23 protein-coding genes are annotated in these 19,868 nt (G+C 67.8%); 11 read left to right on the top strand and 12 right to left on the bottom strand.

Annotation, left to right across the window (positions count from 1 at the left end):
• The first annotated feature begins 358 nt into the window (after nt 1–358).
• Both ACN2C7_RS02490 and ACN2C7_RS02485 read left to right on the top strand, forming a co-directional pair.
• The gene (locus ACN2C7_RS02490) at nt 359–1,909 is read left to right on the top strand and encodes a response regulator (RefSeq protein ID WP_419319634.1); all 1,551 of its coding nucleotides are present in this window, start codon (nt 359–361) and stop codon (nt 1,907–1,909) included.
• 33 nt (nt 1,910–1,942) lie between these two features.
• Nucleotides 1,943–3,655, top strand: coding sequence for an AmpG family muropeptide MFS transporter (locus ACN2C7_RS02485; RefSeq protein ID WP_419319632.1), 1,713 nt, complete (start codon nt 1,943–1,945; stop codon nt 3,653–3,655).
• Here ACN2C7_RS02485 and ACN2C7_RS02480 read toward each other — a convergent pair.
• The 3 genes from ACN2C7_RS02480 to rlmN form a co-directional block, all read right to left on the bottom strand.
• Complete coding sequence (locus ACN2C7_RS02480) at nt 3,652–4,482, bottom strand: S1 family peptidase (RefSeq protein WP_419319631.1); 831 nt, start codon at nt 4,480–4,482, stop codon at nt 3,652–3,654. The two genes, ACN2C7_RS02485 and ACN2C7_RS02480, sit on opposite strands and share 4 nt — an antisense overlap.
• Before the next feature lie 25 nt (nt 4,483–4,507).
• Entirely contained in the window at nt 4,508–4,936 is a 429-nt protein-coding gene (locus ACN2C7_RS02475) for a DUF350 domain-containing protein (protein ID WP_419319629.1), read from the bottom strand.
• Between the two features lie 84 nt (nt 4,937–5,020).
• Nucleotides 5,021–6,238: a 23S rRNA (adenine(2503)-C(2))-methyltransferase RlmN gene (gene rlmN / locus ACN2C7_RS02470; protein WP_419319627.1), complete on the bottom strand. Its 1,218-nt coding sequence runs from the start codon at nt 6,236–6,238 to the stop codon at nt 5,021–5,023.
• 239 nt (nt 6,239–6,477) lie between these two features.
• Between rlmN and ACN2C7_RS02465 the strand changes: the two genes are divergently transcribed.
• Nucleotides 6,478–7,728 carry a UbiH/UbiF/VisC/COQ6 family ubiquinone biosynthesis hydroxylase gene (locus ACN2C7_RS02465; protein ID WP_419319626.1) on the top strand — a complete coding sequence of 417 codons (1,251 nt, stop codon included), beginning with the start codon at nt 6,478–6,480 and terminating at the stop codon, nt 7,726–7,728.
• Nucleotides 7,729–7,735: 7 nt separating this feature from the next.
• On the opposite strand, the gene ACN2C7_RS02460 is transcribed toward ACN2C7_RS02465, so the two are convergent.
• The 4 genes from ACN2C7_RS02460 to ACN2C7_RS02445 form a co-directional block, all read right to left on the bottom strand.
• Nucleotides 7,736–7,942, bottom strand: a complete 207-nt coding sequence (locus tag ACN2C7_RS02460; protein WP_419253144.1) for a Trm112 family protein — start codon at nt 7,940–7,942, stop codon at nt 7,736–7,738.
• 98 nt (nt 7,943–8,040) lie between these two features.
• Complete coding sequence (locus ACN2C7_RS02455) at nt 8,041–8,712, bottom strand: LON peptidase substrate-binding domain-containing protein (RefSeq protein ID WP_419319625.1); 672 nt, start codon at nt 8,710–8,712, stop codon at nt 8,041–8,043.
• A gap of 11 nt (nt 8,713–8,723) precedes the next feature.
• Nucleotides 8,724–9,632 carry a tetratricopeptide repeat protein gene (locus ACN2C7_RS02450; protein ID WP_419319624.1) on the bottom strand — a complete coding sequence of 303 codons (909 nt, stop codon included), beginning with the start codon at nt 9,630–9,632 and terminating at the stop codon, nt 8,724–8,726.
• A gap of 79 nt (nt 9,633–9,711) precedes the next feature.
• The gene (locus ACN2C7_RS02445; RefSeq protein ID WP_419319623.1) at nt 9,712–10,218 is read right to left on the bottom strand and encodes a prolyl-tRNA synthetase associated domain-containing protein; all 507 of its coding nucleotides are present in this window, start codon (nt 10,216–10,218) and stop codon (nt 9,712–9,714) included.
• Between the two features lie 103 nt (nt 10,219–10,321).
• Here ACN2C7_RS02445 and ACN2C7_RS02440 point away from each other — a divergent pair, with 103 nt between their 5' ends.
• The 4 genes from ACN2C7_RS02440 to ACN2C7_RS02425 all read left to right on the top strand — a co-directional run bounded on the left by ACN2C7_RS02440 (nt 10,322) and on the right by ACN2C7_RS02425 (nt 12,329).
• Complete coding sequence (locus ACN2C7_RS02440; protein WP_419253148.1) at nt 10,322–11,065, top strand: DUF6065 family protein; 744 nt, start codon at nt 10,322–10,324, stop codon at nt 11,063–11,065.
• Nucleotides 11,062–11,355, top strand: coding sequence for a low molecular weight protein tyrosine phosphatase family protein (locus ACN2C7_RS02435; RefSeq protein WP_419319622.1), 294 nt, complete (start codon nt 11,062–11,064; stop codon nt 11,353–11,355). The genes ACN2C7_RS02440 and ACN2C7_RS02435 overlap by 4 nt, the downstream gene beginning before the upstream one ends.
• A gap of 75 nt (nt 11,356–11,430) precedes the next feature.
• Nucleotides 11,431–12,015: a hypothetical protein gene (locus tag ACN2C7_RS02430; protein ID WP_419319621.1), complete on the top strand. Its 585-nt coding sequence runs from the start codon at nt 11,431–11,433 to the stop codon at nt 12,013–12,015.
• Between the two features lie 2 nt (nt 12,016–12,017).
• Nucleotides 12,018–12,329 carry a winged helix-turn-helix domain-containing protein gene (locus tag ACN2C7_RS02425; protein ID WP_419319620.1) on the top strand — a complete coding sequence of 104 codons (312 nt, stop codon included), beginning with the start codon at nt 12,018–12,020 and terminating at the stop codon, nt 12,327–12,329.
• Here the strand turns inward: ACN2C7_RS02425 and glmM are convergent.
• The gene (gene glmM, locus ACN2C7_RS02420) at nt 12,326–13,672 is read right to left on the bottom strand and encodes a phosphoglucosamine mutase (RefSeq protein ID WP_419319619.1); all 1,347 of its coding nucleotides are present in this window, start codon (nt 13,670–13,672) and stop codon (nt 12,326–12,328) included. The genes ACN2C7_RS02425 and glmM overlap by 4 nt on opposite strands.
• A 149-nt stretch (nt 13,673–13,821) precedes the next feature.
• On the opposite strand from glmM, the gene glmS reads away from it, so the two are divergent.
• From glmS to ACN2C7_RS02405, 3 genes are read left to right on the top strand one after another with little or no spacing between them, the layout of a single operon-like run.
• Entirely contained in the window at nt 13,822–15,642 is a 1,821-nt protein-coding gene (gene glmS / locus ACN2C7_RS02415) for a glutamine--fructose-6-phosphate transaminase (isomerizing) (protein WP_419319618.1), read from the top strand.
• 18 nt (nt 15,643–15,660) lie between these two features.
• Nucleotides 15,661–16,122, top strand: coding sequence for an SAM-dependent methyltransferase (locus ACN2C7_RS02410; RefSeq protein WP_419319617.1), 462 nt, complete (start codon nt 15,661–15,663; stop codon nt 16,120–16,122).
• Nucleotides 16,119–16,517 (top strand): ASCH domain-containing protein, encoded by a 399-nt coding sequence (locus ACN2C7_RS02405; protein ID WP_419319616.1) that lies wholly within the window; start codon nt 16,119–16,121, stop codon nt 16,515–16,517. Before ACN2C7_RS02410 ends, ACN2C7_RS02405 begins: the two co-directional genes overlap by 4 nt.
• A gap of 18 nt (nt 16,518–16,535) precedes the next feature.
• Here ACN2C7_RS02405 and ACN2C7_RS02400 read toward each other — a convergent pair whose 3' ends face one another.
• Nucleotides 16,536–16,940 (bottom strand): YkvA family protein, encoded by a 405-nt coding sequence (locus tag ACN2C7_RS02400; RefSeq protein ID WP_419319615.1) that lies wholly within the window; start codon nt 16,938–16,940, stop codon nt 16,536–16,538.
• Nucleotides 16,941–16,996: 56 nt separating this feature from the next.
• Here ACN2C7_RS02400 and ACN2C7_RS02395 point away from each other — a divergent pair, with 56 nt between their 5' ends.
• Nucleotides 16,997–17,779 (top strand): SDR family NAD(P)-dependent oxidoreductase, encoded by a 783-nt coding sequence (locus ACN2C7_RS02395; RefSeq protein WP_419319614.1) that lies wholly within the window; start codon nt 16,997–16,999, stop codon nt 17,777–17,779.
• A gap of 128 nt (nt 17,780–17,907) precedes the next feature.
• On the opposite strand, the gene ACN2C7_RS02390 is transcribed toward ACN2C7_RS02395, so the two are convergent.
• The 3 genes from ACN2C7_RS02390 to ACN2C7_RS02380 form a co-directional block, all read right to left on the bottom strand.
• A complete protein-coding gene (locus ACN2C7_RS02390; RefSeq protein WP_419319613.1) occupies nt 17,908–18,501 on the bottom strand; it encodes a CC0125/CC1285 family lipoprotein in 594 nt (197 codons plus the stop codon).
• 119 nt (nt 18,502–18,620) lie between these two features.
• Nucleotides 18,621–19,250 (bottom strand): LysE family translocator, encoded by a 630-nt coding sequence (locus ACN2C7_RS02385; RefSeq protein ID WP_419319612.1) that lies wholly within the window; start codon nt 19,248–19,250, stop codon nt 18,621–18,623.
• Between the two features lie 42 nt (nt 19,251–19,292).
• A complete protein-coding gene (locus ACN2C7_RS02380) occupies nt 19,293–19,697 on the bottom strand; it encodes an MAPEG family protein (protein ID WP_419319611.1) in 405 nt (134 codons plus the stop codon).
• Nucleotides 19,698–19,868: the final 171 nt, after the last annotated feature.

The raw sequence follows: 19,868 nt of genomic DNA, 5'->3' as shown, positions 1-19,868 counted from the left end.
TCGGGGTTCAGGATCAATCCCTCGGCGACGGGCCGGCGGCGCGCAACAGGCACGGGTTGAAATCGCCCGTGCGGTCCGGGGTGCGCCAACATCCTGCCCGTCGGGGGCCGAAATCGGGAGCGGGTTAAGACCCCGCGCCCCGAGGGCTCACCGGATAACGGCTGCGCGGAGCGTCTGTCTTCGTCGAAACGGCATTCACTATCCCAATCCTCCGGGCGAGGCCCGGGCGCTCCGCGACCCTTCCCACACCTTCAGCGGGTTTCCGCGTGAAACGGCGAAGCCGTGTCCTTCTCCAGGCAGGACAGATCGCCTCACCCTTTGACCGGCCGTTAAGCCGCGCCCGCTAGGCTCCGCGCTCATGAGCAGCACTCCCCGCACCCCGGCCGGCGTCACGCCCGAGCAACTGGCCACCCTGAGTCACGAGTTCCGCACGCCCCTGAACGGCGTACTGGGCATGGCCCGGCTGCTGGAGGGCACCCGGCTGACGGGCGAGCAGCGGGCCTATGTCACCGCCCTGCGCGAGAGCGGCGATCACCTGCTGTCGCTGGTCAATGACGTGCTGGACTTCGCCCGCCTGGGGGCCACGGACATCGCCCTGGCCCCGACCCCGGTCGATATCGAGGGCCTGCTGCGCCAGGTGGCCGAGCTGATGAGCCCGCGCGCCCACGAAAAGGGTATCGAGATCGCCTGGGCCGTGTCGCACGGCCTGCCCACCATCCTGGCCGACGAGGGCCGGCTGCGGCAGATCCTGCTGAACTATGCCGGCAACGCCGTGAAATTCACTGAAGAGGGCGGGGTACTGCTGACCGCAACCGCCACGTCGGGCGCCTCGGGCGCAGGCCGCGTGCGCTTCTCCGTAACCGACACCGGGCCGGGCGTGGCGCCGGAGGCCCGCGCCAAGATCTTCGAGGCCTTTGTCCAGACCGACGCCAGCCACCGCACCCAGCTGGGTGGGGCCGGCCTGGGCCTGGCCATTGTCGCGCGGCTGGCCCGCGCCATGGACGGCAAGACCGGGGTCGGCGGCGAGCTCGGCCAGGGCGCCGACTTCTGGTTCGAGGCGCCGTTCGAAACCCTTGCCGCGCCGATACGCGACCTGCCCCTGGTGGGCCGGGTGGTGGTCGTGGCCTCGCCCAATGCCATCGTTCGCCTGGCCACCGCCCGCCAGATCGAGGCGGCCGGGGGCCGGGCCATTGTCGCCGCCGATGTCGCCACCGCCACCGCCGCCGCGCCGTCCGATGCGGTGCTGCTGATCGACGCCGCCCTGGCCGGTCCGCGCGGCGCCCTCAAGCCTCCCGCCGGCCATCGCGCCGTGGTGCTGCTGACCCCCGACCAGCGCGGCCGCATCGACCGGCTGAAAAAGGCCGGTTTCAGCGGCTATCTGATCAAGCCCCTGCGCGCCGCCTCGATCGTCGCCCAGGTGCTGCAGGCCACCACCCACAGCCCGGCGCGCGCCGACAAGCCCGCCGAGGATGACCGCATCGCCCCGGCCGCCGCGCCGGGCGTCCGCGTACTGCTGGCCGAGGACAATCCGATCAACGCCCTGCTGGCCCGCACCCTGCTGCAGCGCGAAGGCTGCAAGGTCGACCGCGTCGCCGACGGCGCCCAGGCCGTCGCGGCCCTGTCCAGCGACAGCTACGACCTGATCCTGATGGACCTGCGCATGCCGGTGCTGGGCGGCTTGGACGCCACCGTGCGCCTGCGCGCCCAGGGCGTCACCACCCCCATCGTCGCCCTGACCGCCGACGCCTTCGACGAGGACCGCCGCGCCTGCCTGGCGGCCGGCATGAGCGACTTTCTGGTCAAGCCCCTGACCCACGCCGCCCTGCGCGACGTGCTGACCCGCTGGACCGGCCCTGCTGCGCCCGGCGTCTGGACGAAAACCGCGACGCGGGCCAAGGTCGCCGGCTAAGCGCGGGCGTTCTCCGCGAGGGGGACCGCCGCCGTGTCGACTACGCCATCCGAGAAGAAGTTGACGGTTCTTGGCGCTTTCGCCGATCGCCGCATCTTGGTGATGCTGGCACTAGGATTCTCGGCAGGTCTTCCCAACCTGTTGGTCTTCGACACCCTCTCAGCCTGGCTGCGGGAAGATGGCGTCTCGCTGGAAGTCATCGGTTTCTTCAGTTTGGCGACCATGGCCTACGCGGCCAAGTTCCTGTGGGCTCCGCTGGTCGACCGGGTGAAAATCCCGCTACTTACCGCTTGGCTTGGTCATCGGCGCTCTTGGATGCTGGTGGCCCAGGCGGCGATCATGCTGGGCCTCTGGCTGATTTCGGGCCAGTCCACCGCGAACGGTCTGGCCGCGATCGCCGCGCTGGCGGTGTTTGTCGGCTTTTCCGGCGCGACCCAGGATATCGTTATTGACGCTTGGCGCATCGAGGCCGCCGAGGACGCGCGTCAGGGCGCAATGGCGGCCGCCTACCAATGGGGCTACCGCATCGCCATCGTTGTCGCCGGCGCCGTGCCGCTGCTCTTGGCCGAAGCCAAAGGGTGGAGTTTCTCATATGCCGTGATGGCCTGCCTGATGCTGATCGGCGTCTTGGGCGTACTGGGTGCGCCTCGCGAGCAGAAGCACGTCATCCGGCCCATCCACACTGAAGGCGTGCCGGCCCGGCCGGTGCTTGATGTGGTCGAATGGCTGATTCGGGGCGCGATTTTCGCCATCGGCGCCCTGATCGCCGGAGCGGGCCTGTCCGGAAACCCCACGCCGCTGACGTTCCTGACCACGCCGCTGGGCTCTCCCGAGGCATTTGGCCTGGCGGGGCTCTGGAAGACGCCGCCTGTCGGCACACTTCTGCAGCTGGGCGCTGTGATCCTTGGGCTGGCGGTGATCGTCGCCGCCTGCTGGCCGATCCCTAGGACGCCCACCCGGCCCGGCGCCTACCTATCGCAGTCCTTCGGCGCACCGCTCATAGACTTCTTCCGGCGCCATCGCGGCACGGCGGCCCTGATCCTGGCTTTGATCTGCTTCTACCGGCTGTCAGATTTCGTTCTGAACATCATGAACCCGTTCTATCTCGACCTCGGGTTCACCAAGCCCGAGATTGCCGAGATCCGAAAAGTCTTCGGCACGATCATGTCGATGGTCGGCGTGCTTGTAGGTGGCATCGCCGTGGCGAGACTGGGCCTGATGCGGTCGCTGATCATCGGTGCTTTCGCCGGACCGCTGAGCAATCTGATATTCGCTTGGCTCGCCATGCAAGGTCATGACGTCAGGGCGCTGGTTATCGCCATCAGCTTCGACAATGTCGCCCAGGGTTTCTCTGGCGTGGCGTTGATCGCTTATATGTCGAGCCTGACAGGGCAAGGGTTCACTGCTACCCAGTACGCCCTGTTCTCGTCGCTCTATGCCTTGCCGGGCAAGGTGGTCGCCACGCTGTCGGGGCGGGTTGTCGAAGGTTCTGCTCGGGCGGCTGACGCTGGCGGTCCCCTCGCCCTCCTCAAGCCGCTGTTTGCCAACATGACACCTGACGCGCTTGTGTCTGGCGCGGCCAAGACCGGGGTGTCTCCCGCCGCGCTGGGCAGCGGCTACATGGTGTTCTTTCTCTATTCGACCTTGATCGGTGTCTTCGCCATCGGCCTGACCTTTGCCGTGGCTCGCAAGACGCTCGCGAGTGAATCGGGTCCGGACGAATCCGCCAAGCAACCCACCACCTAAGTCCCCAGACACACCACCTGCGCCACCCGCAGGTCGCGACGCAGGCCGTCGGCCACGCGGCCATAGTTCTCGGTGGTGATCGCCTCGCCCATGGCGAAGCCGTCGCCGCCGCGGCGGTGCGGGCCCAGCAGGGTGCGGAGGGTCTCGGGGGCCGTGGTGTAGATGCGGCCACGGCGCGGACTCTCGGCCACGGTCACGCCGACCACCCGCCCGGCGCTGTCGAGGGCCGGCGCGCCCGAGAGGCCGGCCAGGGTGCCCTTCAGGCTGTCGGTGCGACCGACCTCGGCCCAGACCAGCACCGGCTCGGTGCGGGCTCCGCGCCCATGGACGACCAGGTTCTCGCGGCCCAGCAGGCGCGAGGCGGCCTCGCCGGGATGGCCCTGCGGGAAGCCAGGATGATAGGCGCGGGCTCCGCGACGCAGGGGCTCTTCCAGACCCAGGGGCACGGCCGGAGCCCCGCCCTCGGTGGTCAGGATGGCGGCGTCGGCGCGCGGATCGATGGTGATCTTCGCCGCCACGCCGCGTCCGTCGGCCACCACGATGGCCGCCGACTTGCAGCCGTCGACCACATGACGGGCGGTCAGCCAGGTGCCGCTGTCGCCGACCGAAAAGGCGGTGCCCGAGCCCGGTTCGGGCTTGTTGGGCACCTGGACGACGATGGCCGGATCGAACGGCGAGGCCGGGCCCAGCGGCAGGCCCTCCTCGCCCGGCACCGGCGGCGGCGGCGGCGGGGCGTCGGAGCGCTCCTGCCGGCCGACCGCGACGATCAGCAGGGCGCTGACGGCGGCGGCATAGACCAGCCAGTCGGGAAGCTTGGGAAAATGCACGGGACGGGGCCCTCGCTTTTCCGGATCAGCCGGCCACGGCGGCGGCGAGAATCAGGGCGGTGGCCAGTTTCGCGCCCACCAGCAGGGCGGCGGCGGCGACCTCGCCCTCATGGATGCGCTCGGGCAGGCCCTGCAGCACCATGTCGGTGATGCGGAACACCAGCAGTTGCACGGCAATGGTGGCCGCGCCCCAGATGACGATCTCAATCACCGAGGTCGAGGCGGTCAGCGAAATGGCGAGCGGAATGGCCAGACCCACCATCACTCCGCCCAGCGACAGGGCGGCGGCCGAATTACCCTCGCGGATCAGCTTGATCTCGCGGTGCGGGGTCAGCATCGCATAGAGGGCCGTGCCGATGATCAGCATCAGCAGGGTCACGCCTGCATGCATCAGGGTGACGGGAAAGCCCGTGGCGAAGGCCTGGACCTCGGGTGACTGAAGCTGGGACGGCATGAACGCAAACACCCTCTGAACCTAGAGATTCAAGTCCTATCACGGGTGACGGAGGGTTGCGTAGGGGGCTCGCTCCGAAGGCGTCTATGCCGCATTGTCATCCTCGTCGTCATCGAGCACGCCCGCCATGGCCGCCATCGACAGCTGGCGCAGGGCGCTGGCGCGGACCTTCTCGCTCTCACTCTTCAGCTGACCGCAGGCGGCGAGGATGTCGCGACCGCGCGGCGTGCGGATCGGCGAGGAATAGCCGGCCTTGTTGACGATGGCCGCAAAGGCCTCGATCGCGGCCCAGTCCGAGCACTGGTAGTCGCTGCCCGGCCAGGGATTGAACGGGATAAGGTTGATCTTAGCCGGAATGCCCTTGATCAGCTTGATCAGGGCGCGGGCCTCGTCGGGGCTGTCATTGACGCCCTTGAGCATCACATATTCGAAGGTCACCCGGCGGGCGTTGCTGATGCCGGGATAGGCGCGGATGCCGGCGATCAGCTGGTCCAGCGGGTACTTCTTGTTCAGCGGCACCAGCACATCGCGCAGGGCGTCGTTGGTGGCGTGCAGGCTGATGGCCAGCATCGCTTGGGTCTTCTCGCCCAGGGCCTGGAGCTGGGGCACGACGCCCGAGGTCGAGACGGTGATGCGGCGACGCGAAATGGCGATGCCCTCATTGTCGCTGATGATCTCGATGGCGTCGGCGACCGCGCCCATGTTGTAGAGCGGCTCGCCCATGCCCATGAACACGATGTTGGACAGCAGGCGGTCGTCCTTGTCGGACGGCCATTCGGCCAGGTCGTCCTTGGCCACCTGGACCTGGGCGACGATCTCGGCGGCGGTCAGGTTGCGCACCAGGGCCTGGGTGCCGGTGTGGCAGAAGCTGCAGTTCAGGGTGCAGCCGACCTGGCTTGAGACGCACAGGGCGCCGGCCCGGCCGACCGACGGGATATAGACCGCCTCAATCTCGATGCCCGGGGCCGTGCGGATCAGCCACTTGCGGGTGCCGTCTTTCGAGACCTGGCGCTCGACGATCTCGGGCCGGGCGATGGTGAACACCTCGGCGAGGCGGGCGCGGGTTTCCTTGGCGACGTCGGTCATCATCGCGAAATCGGTGACGCCGCGATGATGGATCCAGCGGAACACCTGGGTGGCCCGCATCTTGGCCTTGCCGTGCTCGGCCACGCCCGACTCGGTCAGGGCGGCGATCATCTGCGTCCGGGTCAGGCCCGACAGGTTGATCAGCGGCTTGCCCGTCAGGGTTTGGGGAGCAGGCGCTGCGCCGGAGACGCGCGACAGATCGAGGGTAACGCTCAAGGGGCGGTCCGGGTGCAGGGATTCAAGGGGTCGAGGGCGGGATATAGCAGATGGCGGGGGTTTTTCCAAAGATGCCCGTCGACTCGCCCCCTCCGCGCCTTCGGCGCTCCTCCCCCGGAGGGGGAAGATGATCTCGCCTTCCCCCTCCGGGGGAGGACGGCTGCGCAGCAGCCAGGAGGGGGCAAGTGGTCACCACACTTCCCCTAGACACCCCACCCCCGCAGGCCCATATCGGCCTCATGCGCACGCACGACGCCGATGTGATCATCGCGGGAGCCGGCATGGCCGGGTCCACCCTGGCTCTCGCCCTGGCCTCAGGCGGCCTCCGGCCGCTACTGGTCGACCCCCAGCCGTTCGAGGCCCAGCTGGCCCCGACCTTTGACGGGCGCTCCTCGGCCATCGCCTATTCCAGCTTTCGCCAGTGGCGGACCATCGGCGCGGGCCAGGCCCTGGAGCCGCACGCCCAGCGCATCGAACAGATCCTGGTCACCGACGGCCGCACGCCCGGCGCCGCCGCGCGGGGCGCCTCGCCGGCCTTTCTGCGCTTCGATTCCAGCGAGATCGCCGACCGCTCGGACGGCGAGCCCCTGGGCTATCTGATCGAGAACCGCCAGATCCGCGCGGCCCTCTCGCAAGCGGTGACAGACAAGGCCCTTCCGGTGATCGCGCCGATGGCCGCGAAAACGCTCGAGGTCGACGCCGCCGGCGCTCGCATCACCCTGGCCGACGGCCGGGTGCTGAGCGCCCCTCTGGTGGTCAGCGCCGAAGGTCGCGGCTCGGTGCTGCGCAAGGCGGCCGGGATCGGCGACATCGGCTGGGGCTATGGCCAGAGCGGCGTGGTCGCCACCGTGAGGATGCAGCGCCCGCACGAGGGCGTGGCCCACGAATATTTCCTGCCCAGCGGCCCGTTCGCCATCCTGCCCCTGACCGGCAACCGCGCCAGCCTGGTGTGGACCGAGAGCACGGCGCGGGCCGAGGCCCTGCGCGACGCCCGGCCTGAAGCCTTCCACGCCCATCTGATGCGGCGGTTCGGCGAGTTCTTGGGCGATGTCGAGATTGTCGGCCCGATTTTTGTCTATCCGCTGTCGCTGTCCCTGGCCGAGCGCATGGTCGCCCCGCGTCTGGCCCTGATCGGCGACGCCGCCCATGGCGTGCATCCGATCGCGGGGCAGGGCCTGAACCTGGGCCTGAAGGACGCGGCGGCCCTGGCGGAGGTGCTGGTCGAGGCTATGCGCGGCGGCGAGGACATCGGTTCCGACGTGGTGCTGGAGCGCTATGCCCGCTGGCGGCGGTTTGACACCGTGACCAACGCCCTGGCCTTCGATGGCTTCGTGCGCCTGTTCTCCAACGACAATCCGATCCTGCGTCTGGCGCGGGGCATCGGTCTGGCGGCCGTCAACCGCATCGCCCCGGCCCGACGGTTCTTCATGCACGAAGCCGGCGGCGCGGTGGGCGATCTGCCACGGCTGCTGCGCGGGCAGGCGATCTAGATCTCGCCTATTCGCCGTCTTCGAGTGAGCGGGCTTCCTCCGGCAGCATGATCGGCACGCCGTCGCGGATCGGATAGGCCAGCTTGGCGGCCCGGCTGACCAGCTCGCCGCGCACGCGGTTATAGTCCAGCGTGGTGCGGGTGACGGGGCAGACCAGCACTTCCAGCAGGCGCGGGTCGATGTCAGCGGGCGGCGGGGTCGGTGTAGCGGTCATGAAACTTCTCTAGAGCGGGATGAGGAAAAGTGTGAGCGGTTTTCCGCCCGCATCCCGCTCCAAACTTTAGAAAGCCATCTTGATGGCGTTCCCGTTTCCTACTGGATAGAGGGCGGCTCGTCGTCGTCGCTCACGGCCGCGTCGATCTCCAGCAAGGCCACCAGGGTCTCGCGCCGGTCGGCCATGGTTGGAGCCTCCAGCAGGGCCTGCTTTTCCATGGGATCGAACGGCAGGGCCATGGACAGGCTGTTGATCAGGGCGTCCGACGGGGCGGTCTCGGCGCTGGTCCAGTCGATGGCCAGACCGCGATGGTCCAGATAGCGGCGCAGGGCGGCCAGCAGCGGGACCGGATCAACGCCCTCTGACGAGGGGCCGTCCTCGCGCAGGTCGGCCTCGAACGACGAGAAATCAGCCCGCACCTGGCGATAGGGCATGCGCGCGGGCAATTCTGCGCCGGCCCGGAAACGGCAGATTCCGGTCAAGGTCACCAGGTAGCGTCCATCGGCGGTCTCGGCGAAACTGGTCACCCGACCCGCGCAGCCGATCGGCGCCAGGCTGGGGCCGTGCTCGTCCTCCGGACCGGCGCCATTGGGGCGGGTCTGGATCATGCCGATCATCCGCTCGCCCGACATGACGTCGTCCAGCATGTTCAGATAGCGCGGCTCAAAGATGTTGAGCGGCAGCTGGCCACCCGGCAGCAGCAGCACCCCGTCCAGCGGGAAGACCGGGATCACCAGCGGCAGGTCGCTCAGCTTTCGAATACCCGGCATCAACGCGCCTCCTAGCTGAACAGGATGGAGGACAGCCGCTTGCGGCCGGCCCTGGCGACTTCCGACATCGCGCCGGCGGCCTCGAACACGGTCAGCAGCTGCTTGCGCGCCGCATCGTCGTTCCAGGTCCGGTCGCGGGCGATGATCGCCAGCAGATGATCGGACGCGGCCTGCAGATGGCCGGCGCCGGCCAGGGCCTTGGCCAGTTCGAAACGGGCCTCGTGGTCGTCGGGATCGGCGGCCAGGCGCGCCTCGAACGGCGCGGTCTCGGACGGCGCGTCGGCGGCCAGGGCCAGGGCCGCGCGGACGCTTTCCAGCTCGGCGTCCTTGGCGCCTACCGGCGCCATGGCGGCCACCTCGGTGGCGCGCTCGATATCACCGCCGTCCAGATAGCAGCGGGCCAGCCCGCCCAGCGCCTTGACGTTCTCCGGGTCCATCCGCAGAGCCTCGGCATAGGCCTGGGCCGCGCCGCCCAGGTCGCCCAGGTCCAGCGACTCCTTGCCCATGGCCAGCAGGGCGTCCAGATCGCTCGGGGCCGGAGGGCCGGAGATGCGGGCGATAAAGGCCTTGATCTCGCTCTCGGGCACCGCGCCCTGGAAGCCGTCGACCGGCTGGCCGTTGACGAAGGCATAGACCGTCGGGATCGACTGCACGCGCAGCTGGCCCGAATAGCCGGGGTTCTTGTCGACGTCGATCTTGACCAGCTTGACCGCGCCGCCGGCGGCCGCGACGTGCTTTTCCAGCGCCGGGGTCAGCGTGCGGCAGGGACCGCACCAGGTGGCCCAGAAATCGACAATGACCGGCTGGGTCTTGGAGGCCTCGATGACGTCGGCCATGAAGCTGGCGTCCGTGCCGTCCTTGATATGCGCGCTTTTGCCACCGGCTTGGATGGGGGCGGGCTTTTCGCCGATCAGGCTCATCGGAAGTCTCTCATGCAAGTCGAAACGCGGTCAGGGCCAAGATGGTCCCTCGAAGCGACAACCGCAATCGCCGGTTCGCTCAAGAGACGACTGTCATGGCCTCGAAATCGACGATCATCGGCCTGATCCCCAGGGCCGACAGGAAGGCGCGCAGCCCCTCTTGCGACACCGCCGTCGTGGCGTTGTTGCCGAGCGGGTGGAAATTCACCGGATCGGCCCTGGCCAAGGCGGCGTCCAGCACGAAGCGAACGCGCCGGTCGGTGTCATTGATCAGGCCAAAGGCGGTGACCGAGCCGGGCCTGACGCCCAGCGTCTCGACCATCATCGCTTCCGGTCCAAACGACAGCCGGCCCGAGCCGATCACCGTGTGCAGGCGCTTGAGATCGATCACCGTCTCGCCCAGGGCCGAGATCAGCCACAGCTGACCCTTGGCGTCCTTGAGGAACAGGTTCTTGGTGTGGCCGCCGGGCATGGCCGCCTTGATCTCCAGCCCTTCCTCCACCCGAAACACGGGCGGATGGTCGAGGGTGGAATGGGCGATCGCGTGGGCGTCGAGAAAGGCGAAGAGGTCGGCGCGGGTCTTCATGCGCGCTTCCTAGCTCAGCCTTGCCGTTCGGGGAACTGGACGGCCTCGCCTCGCGGGCGCTAGACCTGAGCCAGGGATCAAGGAAAACAGGAAGACGCGCGGCATGGAACTGGAGTGCTATCCCACCGAGAACCGCCCGCCGGAGATCGTGCCGGGACGCCCGCAACGGGCCTGGATGGACCACTTCGCCGACCGCCACCCCTATCGCTGCCTGCCGCTGTCGATGGCCAACACCTCGGGCTGGGAGATCCTGTGCCCGGTCGGCTTCTCGATGACCTGGGACGGCGGGGCGCACCAGGAGTGCATCAAGTTCCAGCCCGACCATCCCTATCCGGGCTTTACCGAGTTCGTGAAGTCGCACTTCTCGCGCGGCACGGTGACCTTCCATACCGGCTATCTGTTCCGCACCCCGCCCGGCTGGTCGATCCTGACCATGGGCCCGCCCAACCACATCAAGGACGGCATCCAGCCGCTGGCCGGCCTGGTCGAGACAGACTGGCTGCCCTTCCCCTTCACGATGAACTGGCTGTTCACCCGCCCCGGCACGGTGCGCTTCGAGAAGGGCGAGCCGTTCTGCTTCATCATGATGATGCAGGACAAGGTGATGGATGACGTCCAGCCGGTGATCCGCTCGATGAACTCAAACCTCGACCTGCGCCGCCAGTACGACGTCTGGGCCGAGAAGCGCACCGAGTTCAACAGCCTGATCTTCAAGCGTGACCCGGAGGCCACCAAGGAGGCCTGGCAGCGCTTCTACTTCAAGGGCGAATATCCCGAGGAGGTGCAGGCGGAGGCGCCGAGCCACCACGTCAACAAGCGTCGGCTGAAGGCGCCGAAACTGGGGTGAAGCGGGTCCTGTTCGTCTGCGGCAAGAACCGGCTGCGCAGCCCCACGGCCGAACAGGTCTTTTCGGCCTGGCCCGGCGTCGAGCCCCTGACCGGCGAGATGGTTGCAGAGGCAGACCTGATCTTCGTGATGGAGAAGGCCCATCGCGCCAAGCTGACCCGGCGGTTCAGGACCCACCTGAAATCGGCCCGCGTCATCTGCCTGGATATACCGGACGACTACGCCTTCATGGACCCCGAACTGGTCAGGATCCTGCAGGCGCGGGTTCCGAAGTTCCTGCCGGCGCGCTAAGGCCCATACAGAGCACTCTGCTTGACAGAGCGATATGCCCCTTGTAACTCTGCGCCTCAGAGCACTCTGATCACCATGAACGGAGAGACCATCATGGGCATGACACGTAACGAGGCGGCGGCGGCGCTGTCGGAGATCGAGCGGACGGCCGAGCGCGGCCAGGTTCTGCGCGGCTACCAGCACGCCGGACCGATCCTGATGCTGTGGGGGGTGATCTGGGCGACCGGCTACGGCCTGATGGGCGTGCTGTCGGAAGAGTCCTGGGGCGTGATCTGGATGGTCCTCAACAGCCTCGGCTTTCTGGGCGCCGTCCTGATGCACCGCCGGGCCGGCGGCGGTGCAAGCGCGGGCGAGGCGAAGGCGGGCAGTTGGCGGATGGGGATCGCCATCGTCGCCCTCACGGCGTTCTTCTTCGCCACCTTCAGCCTGTTCCAGGCGACCGACCCGGACCCTTATCTGGCGTTTCCGGGTCTGGTGACCGGATTGATGTACGTAAGCATGGGGCTGTGGAAGATGCCGCGCTACCTCTGGATCGGCGCGGTGCTGTTCGCGGCGACCCTGATCGGCTTCCATTTCTTCCGCCCGTGGCTGACCTTCTGGATGGCCGGCTTCGGCGGCGGCGGCCTTTTCCTGGCCGGCCTGTGGATGAGGAAGCTGTAGCCATGGCGGCGCAACCCGACGACCTGATCCATCAGCCCCTGCGCCTGAAGATCATGGCCGCCCTCTATGCGGAGCGGAACGCCGAACCGCTGGAGTTCACCCAGCTCAAGGCCGTCACCCAGGCGACGGACGGCAACCTGGGCAGTCATCTGGCGACCCTGGAAAAGGCCGCCTATGTCGAGATCCTGAAAGACCATGTCGGCAAGCGGCCCCGCACCCGCGCGGTGCTGACCCCGACCGGCCGCAAGGCCTTCCGCAGTCACGTCGCCTATCTGCGTGAAGTGGTCGAGGGGGTCGGGGAGGACGCTCCCTAGACGGCCTTCACCGCGCTCACGATCGACTTGACCACCTTGCGGACCAGGGCCGGGTCATCGCCCTCGGCCATGATGCGGATCAGGGGCTCGGTGCCGGAGGCGCGCACCACGATGCGGCCGGCCCCGTTCAGCTGGGCCTCGCCGTCGGCGATGGCCTCCTTCACCGTCTTGGCTTCCAGCGGCTTGCCGCCGCCGAAGCGGACATTTTCCAGCAGCTGGGGCACGGGTTCGAACTGGCGCGCCAGGGCGCTCATCGGCTGGCCGGTCTCGATCATCACAGCCAGCACCTGCAGGGCGGCGATCAGGCCATCGCCCGTGGTCGAGAAGTCCGACAGGATCAGGTGGCCCGACTGCTCGCCGCCCAGATTGAACCCGCCCTCGCGCATGCGGGCCATCACATAGCGGTCGCCGACGCTGGTGCGCTCCAGGGTCAGGCCCTGCTCGCCCAGGAAGCGTTCGAGACCGAGATTGGACATCACCGTGGCGACCACGCCGCCGGCCTTCAGCTTGCCGGCCTTGGCGTAGGCGGCGGCGATGATGGCCATGATCTGGTCGCCGTCGACCACCTGGCCGTTCTCGTCGCAGATCACCAGCCGGTCGGCGTCGCCGTCCAGGGCGATGCCGATGTCGGCGCGGTATTCGCGCACCAGCTTGGCCATGGCTTCGGGATGGGTCGAGCCGCACTCATGATTGATATTGGTCCCGTCGGGATCAACGCCCAGCGGAATGACCTCGGCGCCCAGCTCGTACAGGGTGACGGGCGCCACCTTGTAGGCCGCGCCATTGGCGCAATCGATGACGATGCGCAGGCCGGCCAAAGACAGCTGGCGCGGGAAGGTCGCCTTGACGATCTCGACATAGCGGGCCTGGGCGTCGTCGATGCGCTTGACCCGGCCCAGGCCGCGCGGCGGCGCCAAGCCTTCCTGCAGGCCCTCGTCCATCAGGGCCTCGATCTTCAGTTCCTGGGCGTCCGACAGCTTGTAGCCGTCGGGGCCAAACAGCTTGATGCCGTTGTCGGCGAAGTCGTTGTGGCTGGCGCTGATCATCACGCCCAGGTCGGCCCGCATCGAGCGGGTCATCATCGCCACGGCCGGAGTGGGCAGCGGGCCAAACAGCCGCACATCCATGCCGACACTGGCGAAACCGGCGACCAGGGCCGGTTCGATCATGTAGCCCGACAGCCGGGTGTCCTTGCCGATCACCACCAGGTGGCGGCGGTCGTCCTGCGAGCGGAACAGCTTTCCGGCCGCCAGACCGACGCGCAGGGCGACCTCGGCGGTCATCGGGTGCTGATTGGCCTGGCCGCGGATGCCGTCTGTGCCGAAATAGGCGCGCTTGCTCATGGTCGCTCTGGTCTGGAGGCGGATCGCGAAACGATCCGAAATGCAGATTTATGTGGGAGAGGTCTGCACGAATGCTAAAGCCCGGCCGACGACTATACCCGCGCGGGTAGCCATAATCCCCGCCGGCGCGTTTTACAAAGGACCATGGCATGTGCGGCATCATCGGCATCGTCGGAAACCAGCCTGTCGCTGACCGCCTGGTCGAAAGCCTCAAGCGCCTGGAATATCGCGGCTATGACTCGGCGGGCATCGCCGGACAGGTCGACGGAGTGCTGCAGCGCCGCCGGGCCCCGGGCAAGCTGCGCGAGCTGGAGAGCGTGCTGGCCCACGAGCCGCTGATCGCCACCACCGGCATCGGCCACACCCGCTGGGCCACCCACGGCGCGCCGACCCTGCGCAATGCCCACCCGCACATCGTCGGCAAGGTCGCTGTGGTTCACAACGGCATCATCGAGAACTTCGCCGAGCTGAAGGCGGAGCTGATCGCCGCTGGCCGCGAGTTCCAGAGCGACACCGACACCGAGGTCGTGGCCCACCTGCTGGACGCCGAACTGGCCACGGGCCTGACCCCGCTGGACGCCTTCAAGGCCACCTTGGACCGCCTGCGCGGCGCCTACGCGCTGTGTGTGCTGATCGGCGGCGAGGACGAGGTGATCCTGGCGGCCCGCAACGGCCCGCCCCTGGCCGTGGGCTATGGCCAGGGCGAGATGTTCGTCGGTTCCGACGGCCTGGCGCTTGGCCCGTTCACCAACCGCGTCGCCTATCTGAATGACGGCGACTACGTGATCATCGACCACGACAGCGCCCGGATCTTCGACCACAGCGGCAAGCCCGCCGACCGTCCGATCAAGATCGTCCCGGCCTCGGCCGTGCTGATGGAAAAGGGCAACTACCGGCACTTCATGGAGAAGGAAATCCATGACCAGCCGGAGGGCTGCCAGCGCACCATCGCCGCCTATGTCGACCCAATCACGGCGCGCGCGACCGTGCCCGGCGGCATCGACTGGGCCTCGCTGGAGCGCATCCAGATCGTCGCCTGCGGCACCTCCTACATCGCCGGCATGGTCGGTCGCTATCTGATCGAGCAGCTGGCCGACCTGCCGGTGGATGTCGAGATCGCCTCGGAGTTCCGCTACCGCCAGCCGGCCATCCGCGCCAACGCCCTGGCCATCGCCATGTCGCAGTCGGGCGAGACCGCCGACACCCTGGCGGCCCTGCGCTATTGCCAGGCGGCCGGCATGAAGAGCGCCGTGGTCGTCAACGCCACCGAGTCGACCATGGCCCGCGAGGTCGACGTCGTCTGGCCGATCCATTGCGGTCCCGAGATCGGCGTGGCCTCGACCAAGGCCTTCACCGCCCAGGTCAGCGTGATGATCGCCCTGGCCATCGCCGCCGCCAAGGCGCGCGGCCGGATCGACGACGCCGAAGAGCAGCGGCTGGTCCGGGTGCTGCTGGAAGCCCCGCGCCTGATCGCCGAGGCCATCGGCCTGGAAGACGCCATCAAGGACATCGCCGCCGAGGTCGCCAAGGCTCGCGACGTGCTCTATCTGGGCCGTGGCCCGATGTCGGCCCTGGCCCTGGAAGGCGCGCTGAAGCTCAAGGAAATCAGCTATATCCACGCCGAGGGCTATGCCGCCGGCGAGCTCAAGCACGGCCCCATCGCCCTGGTCGACGACGAGACGCCGATCGTTATCCTGGCCCCCTTCGACAGCTGGTTCGAGAAATCGGCTTCGAACATGAGCGAGGTGATGGCGCGCGGTGGCCAGGTGATCTTCATCACCGACACCGAAGGGGCCCGGCACGCCCCGGCCGGCGCCAAGGTGGTGATCACCGCCCCGGCCTGCGACCCCCTGGTCTCGGCCCTGGTGATGTCGGCCCCGATCCAGCTGCTGGCCTATCACGTGGCGGTGGTGAAGGGGGCGGATGTGGACCAGCCGCGCAATCTGGCCAAGTCGGTGACGGTGGAATAGGCGAAAAGGACAGGCCTGATGTCGATCATCATGACGCCGATCGGCCAGGTCCGGGGCGGTCGCGATGTTGCCGAAGACGACGACTGGGGCGCCAGCCGCGCGGCCATCGTCCTGGATCCGGCCCGCTTCGACGCCGAGGCCCTGATCGGGCTGGAGACCTTCAGCCACGCCGAGGTGATCTATGTGTTCGACAGGGTCACAGACGACCAGATCGTGACCGGCGCCCGCCATCCGCGCGGCAACACCGCCTGGCCGAAAATCGGCATCTTCGCCCAGCGCGGCAAGAACCGGCCCAACCGCATCGGCGTCACGGTCTGCAGGATCGTGGCGGTCGACGGCCTGACCCTGGAGGTCGAGGGCCTGGACGCCATCGACGGCACGCCGGTGCTGGACATCAAGCCGGTGATGCGCGGCTTTGCCCCGCGCGGCGAGCACCGCGAGCCCGACTGGGCGCGGGAGATCATGGAGAAGTACTGGTGATCCAGGTCGCGCCCGATTGGAGCGATCTGGAACGCTTTCGGTTCGGAGACGGCCCGGAACTGGCCGACGCCCTGCTCGCCTTGGTGCTGCTGGGGACGAAGACGGCGACGTGCTGGTCGTTTGCCGACGGTCAGCAGACGACGGTCGGCAAACAGATGGTGGCGTGCGACAGCCGCGATCGCCCCCGCGCGGTCATTGAGACGATCCGGCTGGACGTGTGCCTGTTCAGCGAGGTCACCGACGCGTTCGCCGCCAAGGAGGGCGAGGACGACCGATCCCTCACGTCATGGCGTCGAGCGCACCAGGCCTATTTCGAACGCAACGGCGGCTTTGATCCTGAAATGCCGCTGTGGTGCGAGGAATTCAAGCTCATCGCCGAGATCGCGATTCCCTAGGCGCGCGCCCGTTCGGCCTCAGTCGTCCTTCGCCAGCCTGGCCAGGAACGCCTTGGCGGCCTCCCTGTGACTGGCCTTGAGGTTCCTGCCGACGATCGCGATAACCGCCGCGATCACGGCCGCGTCGTCGGTCATGCCCAGGGCCGGCAGGATGTCGGGGATCACGTCGGTGGGCAGGACGAAATAGGCCAGGGCCGCCATCATCATGCCCTTGGCGGCCATCGGGGTGGCTGGATCGCGGGCGCACCACCACACCGACAGGGCGTCGGCGGCGAACGGAATCTTCGCGGCGACCTTGCGGATCTTGGGCAGGAAGCCTCGCGCCACCCGCTCCTCATTGACCCGCACGGTGGCCGGAACCAGCGCCTTGGCCGGGTCGAGGATCTGATTGACGTCGGGGGACGGTTTGGCGTCGGCGCTCATCAGTCTAAAACCCTCTCCAAGCAGCAACCTTAAACGCAAAGCTTGAGGAAACGTCCATGAAACTCGACAACACCGTCGCCGCCGTCATCACCGGAGGCGCTTCGGGCCTCGGCGAAGCCACCGCCCGCGCCCTGGCCGCCCAGGGCGTCAAGGTCGCCCTGTTCGACATGAACGAGGCCCGCGGCGAGGAAGTCGCCAAGGAAATCGGCGGCGTGTTCTGCAAGGTCAATGTCACCTCCGACGCCGATGTCGACGCCGGCTTTGAAAAGGCCCGCGCCGCCCACGGCCAGGAACGTATCCTGGTCAACTGCGCCGGCACCGGCAACGCCGCCAAGACCGCCGGCCGCGACAAGGCCACCGGCGAGACCAAGCACTTCCCGCTCGACGCCTTCGACCGCATCATCCAGATCAACCTGGTCGGCACGTTCCGCTGCATCGCCAAGTCGGCCAAGGGCATGCTGGACCTGGAGCCGCTGGAAGACGGCCTGCGCGGCGCCATCGTCAACACCGCCTCGGTCGCCGCTGAAGACGGCCAGATGGGCCAGGCGGCCTATTCGGCGTCCAAGGGCGGCGTTGTGGGCATGACCCTGCCGATCGCCCGCGACCTGATGAGCGAAGGCATCCGCGTCAACTGCATCCTGCCGGGCATCTTCAACACCCCGCTGATGAATAACGCGCCCGAAGCCGTGAAGGCCGGTCTGGCCGCATCGGTGCCGTTCCCCAAGCGCCTGGGCAATCCCGAGGAATATGCTCACCTGGCCCTGACGATGATCACCAACGACTACTTCAACGGCGAGGACGTGCGCCTGGACGGCGGCATCCGCATGGCGCCGCGCTAAACCGCATAAAAAAGCCCTCCCCCTTGATGGGGGAGGGTTGGGTGGGGGTGATGAGGCGCTTGCCGGCTGCATCGCCGTATCACCCCCATCCCCGGCCCTTCCCCCATCGAGGGGGAAGGGAGATGTCTCTACTTCTTCACCGCCGGCAGAACGATGCTGGACGCCAGGTTGGTCATGATCTCGCGAGCGTCATAGGCGCGCGGATCGCCCTCGGGCTTCTTGCCCTTGTGCATGACGATCTCGGCGCCGGCCTCGAACTTCTCGATCGTCCGCACCTGACCGCGATCGGCGAAGAAGGGGTCACCCCAGAAGGGGTCCCAGCTGCGCCAGCCATAGCTGGGGCCGAAATAGCGCCACGACGGGCGCCAGTAGCCATAGGGATAGCCATAGCCAAAGCCCGGTCGGGCGAAGGGATCGGACTCGATCACGGTGCGCGCCGTGCGATCGGTGCGGCGGTCGGCGGTTTCGAACCAGTCATAGCCTTGCTGCACGGTCAGCTCGGCGGCGCGGTACAGCAGATAGCGCTCGACAGTCTCGCGCGAGGTCAGGCTGTTGCCCGCGAAGCTGACGCGATAGCGGTCGCCCTCCAGGCGCAGTTCGGAGAACCCGCCGGTGACCGCCCCGGAGGTGGCCTTGGGCTGGTAGGGCGTAGCGGTCGCGCAGGCCGAAAGTCCGGCGGCGACGACCATGGCCGCCACGAGGGCGACTTTCTTCAGGGACATGGACAGCACTCCGTAACCCAAATTCACGGGTCTAGACTCTAACTCTGGCGACGCTTTGTGGTTTCGCCAAGGCGTTTGATTTCTGGCCGGACATCAGCGGGCCAGTCAGCGGGCCCGTATCAGCCGCGCGACACGATCAGGATCGCCGCGCAGATCAGCAGGACGCCGACAGCGAAGGCAAAACCCCTGCGGAACACCGGCTCGTTCATCCGGGTCGACAGGGCCGCCCCGCCCAGGCCGTAGGCGCTCATGCTGATCAGATCCATGCCGATGGTGGCGCAGGCGAACATCAGGAGCTGCGGGACCAGTGGCCGGTTCACATCGATGAACGGCGGCAGGACAGCAGTGAAGAACAGCAGGGCCTTGGGATTGGCGATCTGCACGGTGAAACCGTCGACAAAGGCCGACTTGCCGGCCTTGACCGTGGCGACCGCGTGGCTCTCGGCGTTCTTCCAGCCGGCCCACAGGGACTTCAGGCCCAGCCAGACTAGATAGGCCGCGCCGGCCAGGGCCAGGATGTGGAAGGCCTTGGGAAAGGCGATGATCAGGGCGCCCAGGCCCAAGGCCGAGCCGATGAACCAGATCAGGGTGGCGCAGTTCATGCCCGCCACGCCCAGCAAGGCCGCGCCCTTGCCCTTTTCCATGCCGGTGGCGATGGCGAACAGGTTGGCGGGCCCCGGTGTGATGGCCATGACGAACATGGCGGCCAGGAAGGCGCCGTAGCGGGCGGGATCGACGGGAAGGGCCATGGCCACGCTATAGGTGAGGCCCTGCCCGTCGAAAAGCCGTGTTTAGACGCCCACCGTCGCCAGCATCCAGATCGCCCGTCCCAGGGCGCCAAACAGCAGGATCGCCGCGGCCGCCATCTGGATCACGAAGCCCAGCTCGCGCTTGTCGGGCGAGGCGGCATAGCCCAGGGCGTAGATCACCCGACCCACGATCCAGATCACGCCCAGGATCGCGGCGACCATGTCGTTCCAGTAGATCGCGAACAGCCACAGCGAGGGCAGGAAGATCGGCAGCCACTCCAGCGTATTGGCCTGGACGCGGATGTGGCGCTCCAGCTCGGGATCGCCGGTCATGGTCGGAGCGTGGATGCCGCTCTTCTTGCGGGCGCCGCCGACGCGGACGCCCATCCAGATATAGACCAGCAGGGCCACCAGCGTGACGATGGCGACATAGGCGTGCGTTTGCATGTGAAGAAGCTCCCCGGTTCCCGAAACGGTCTGCGCCGTCCGGCGGGAACCTGTCATGGTTCGCGCCAAACCGGAACTCTTGCCCGTTTGCGGGGTTCGCCCCTCCGGGGACCAGGGACGGGAGGCCGCCCTGCGCGTCGAATCCCCTGCGATCCGCGGCCGGTTTCCCTG

It is taken from the genome of Caulobacter sp. ErkDOM-E, assembly GCF_048541895.1.
Classification (GTDB): domain Bacteria; phylum Pseudomonadota; class Alphaproteobacteria; order Caulobacterales; family Caulobacteraceae; genus Caulobacter.
This window is presented reverse-complemented; position numbering and strand designations above follow the sequence as displayed.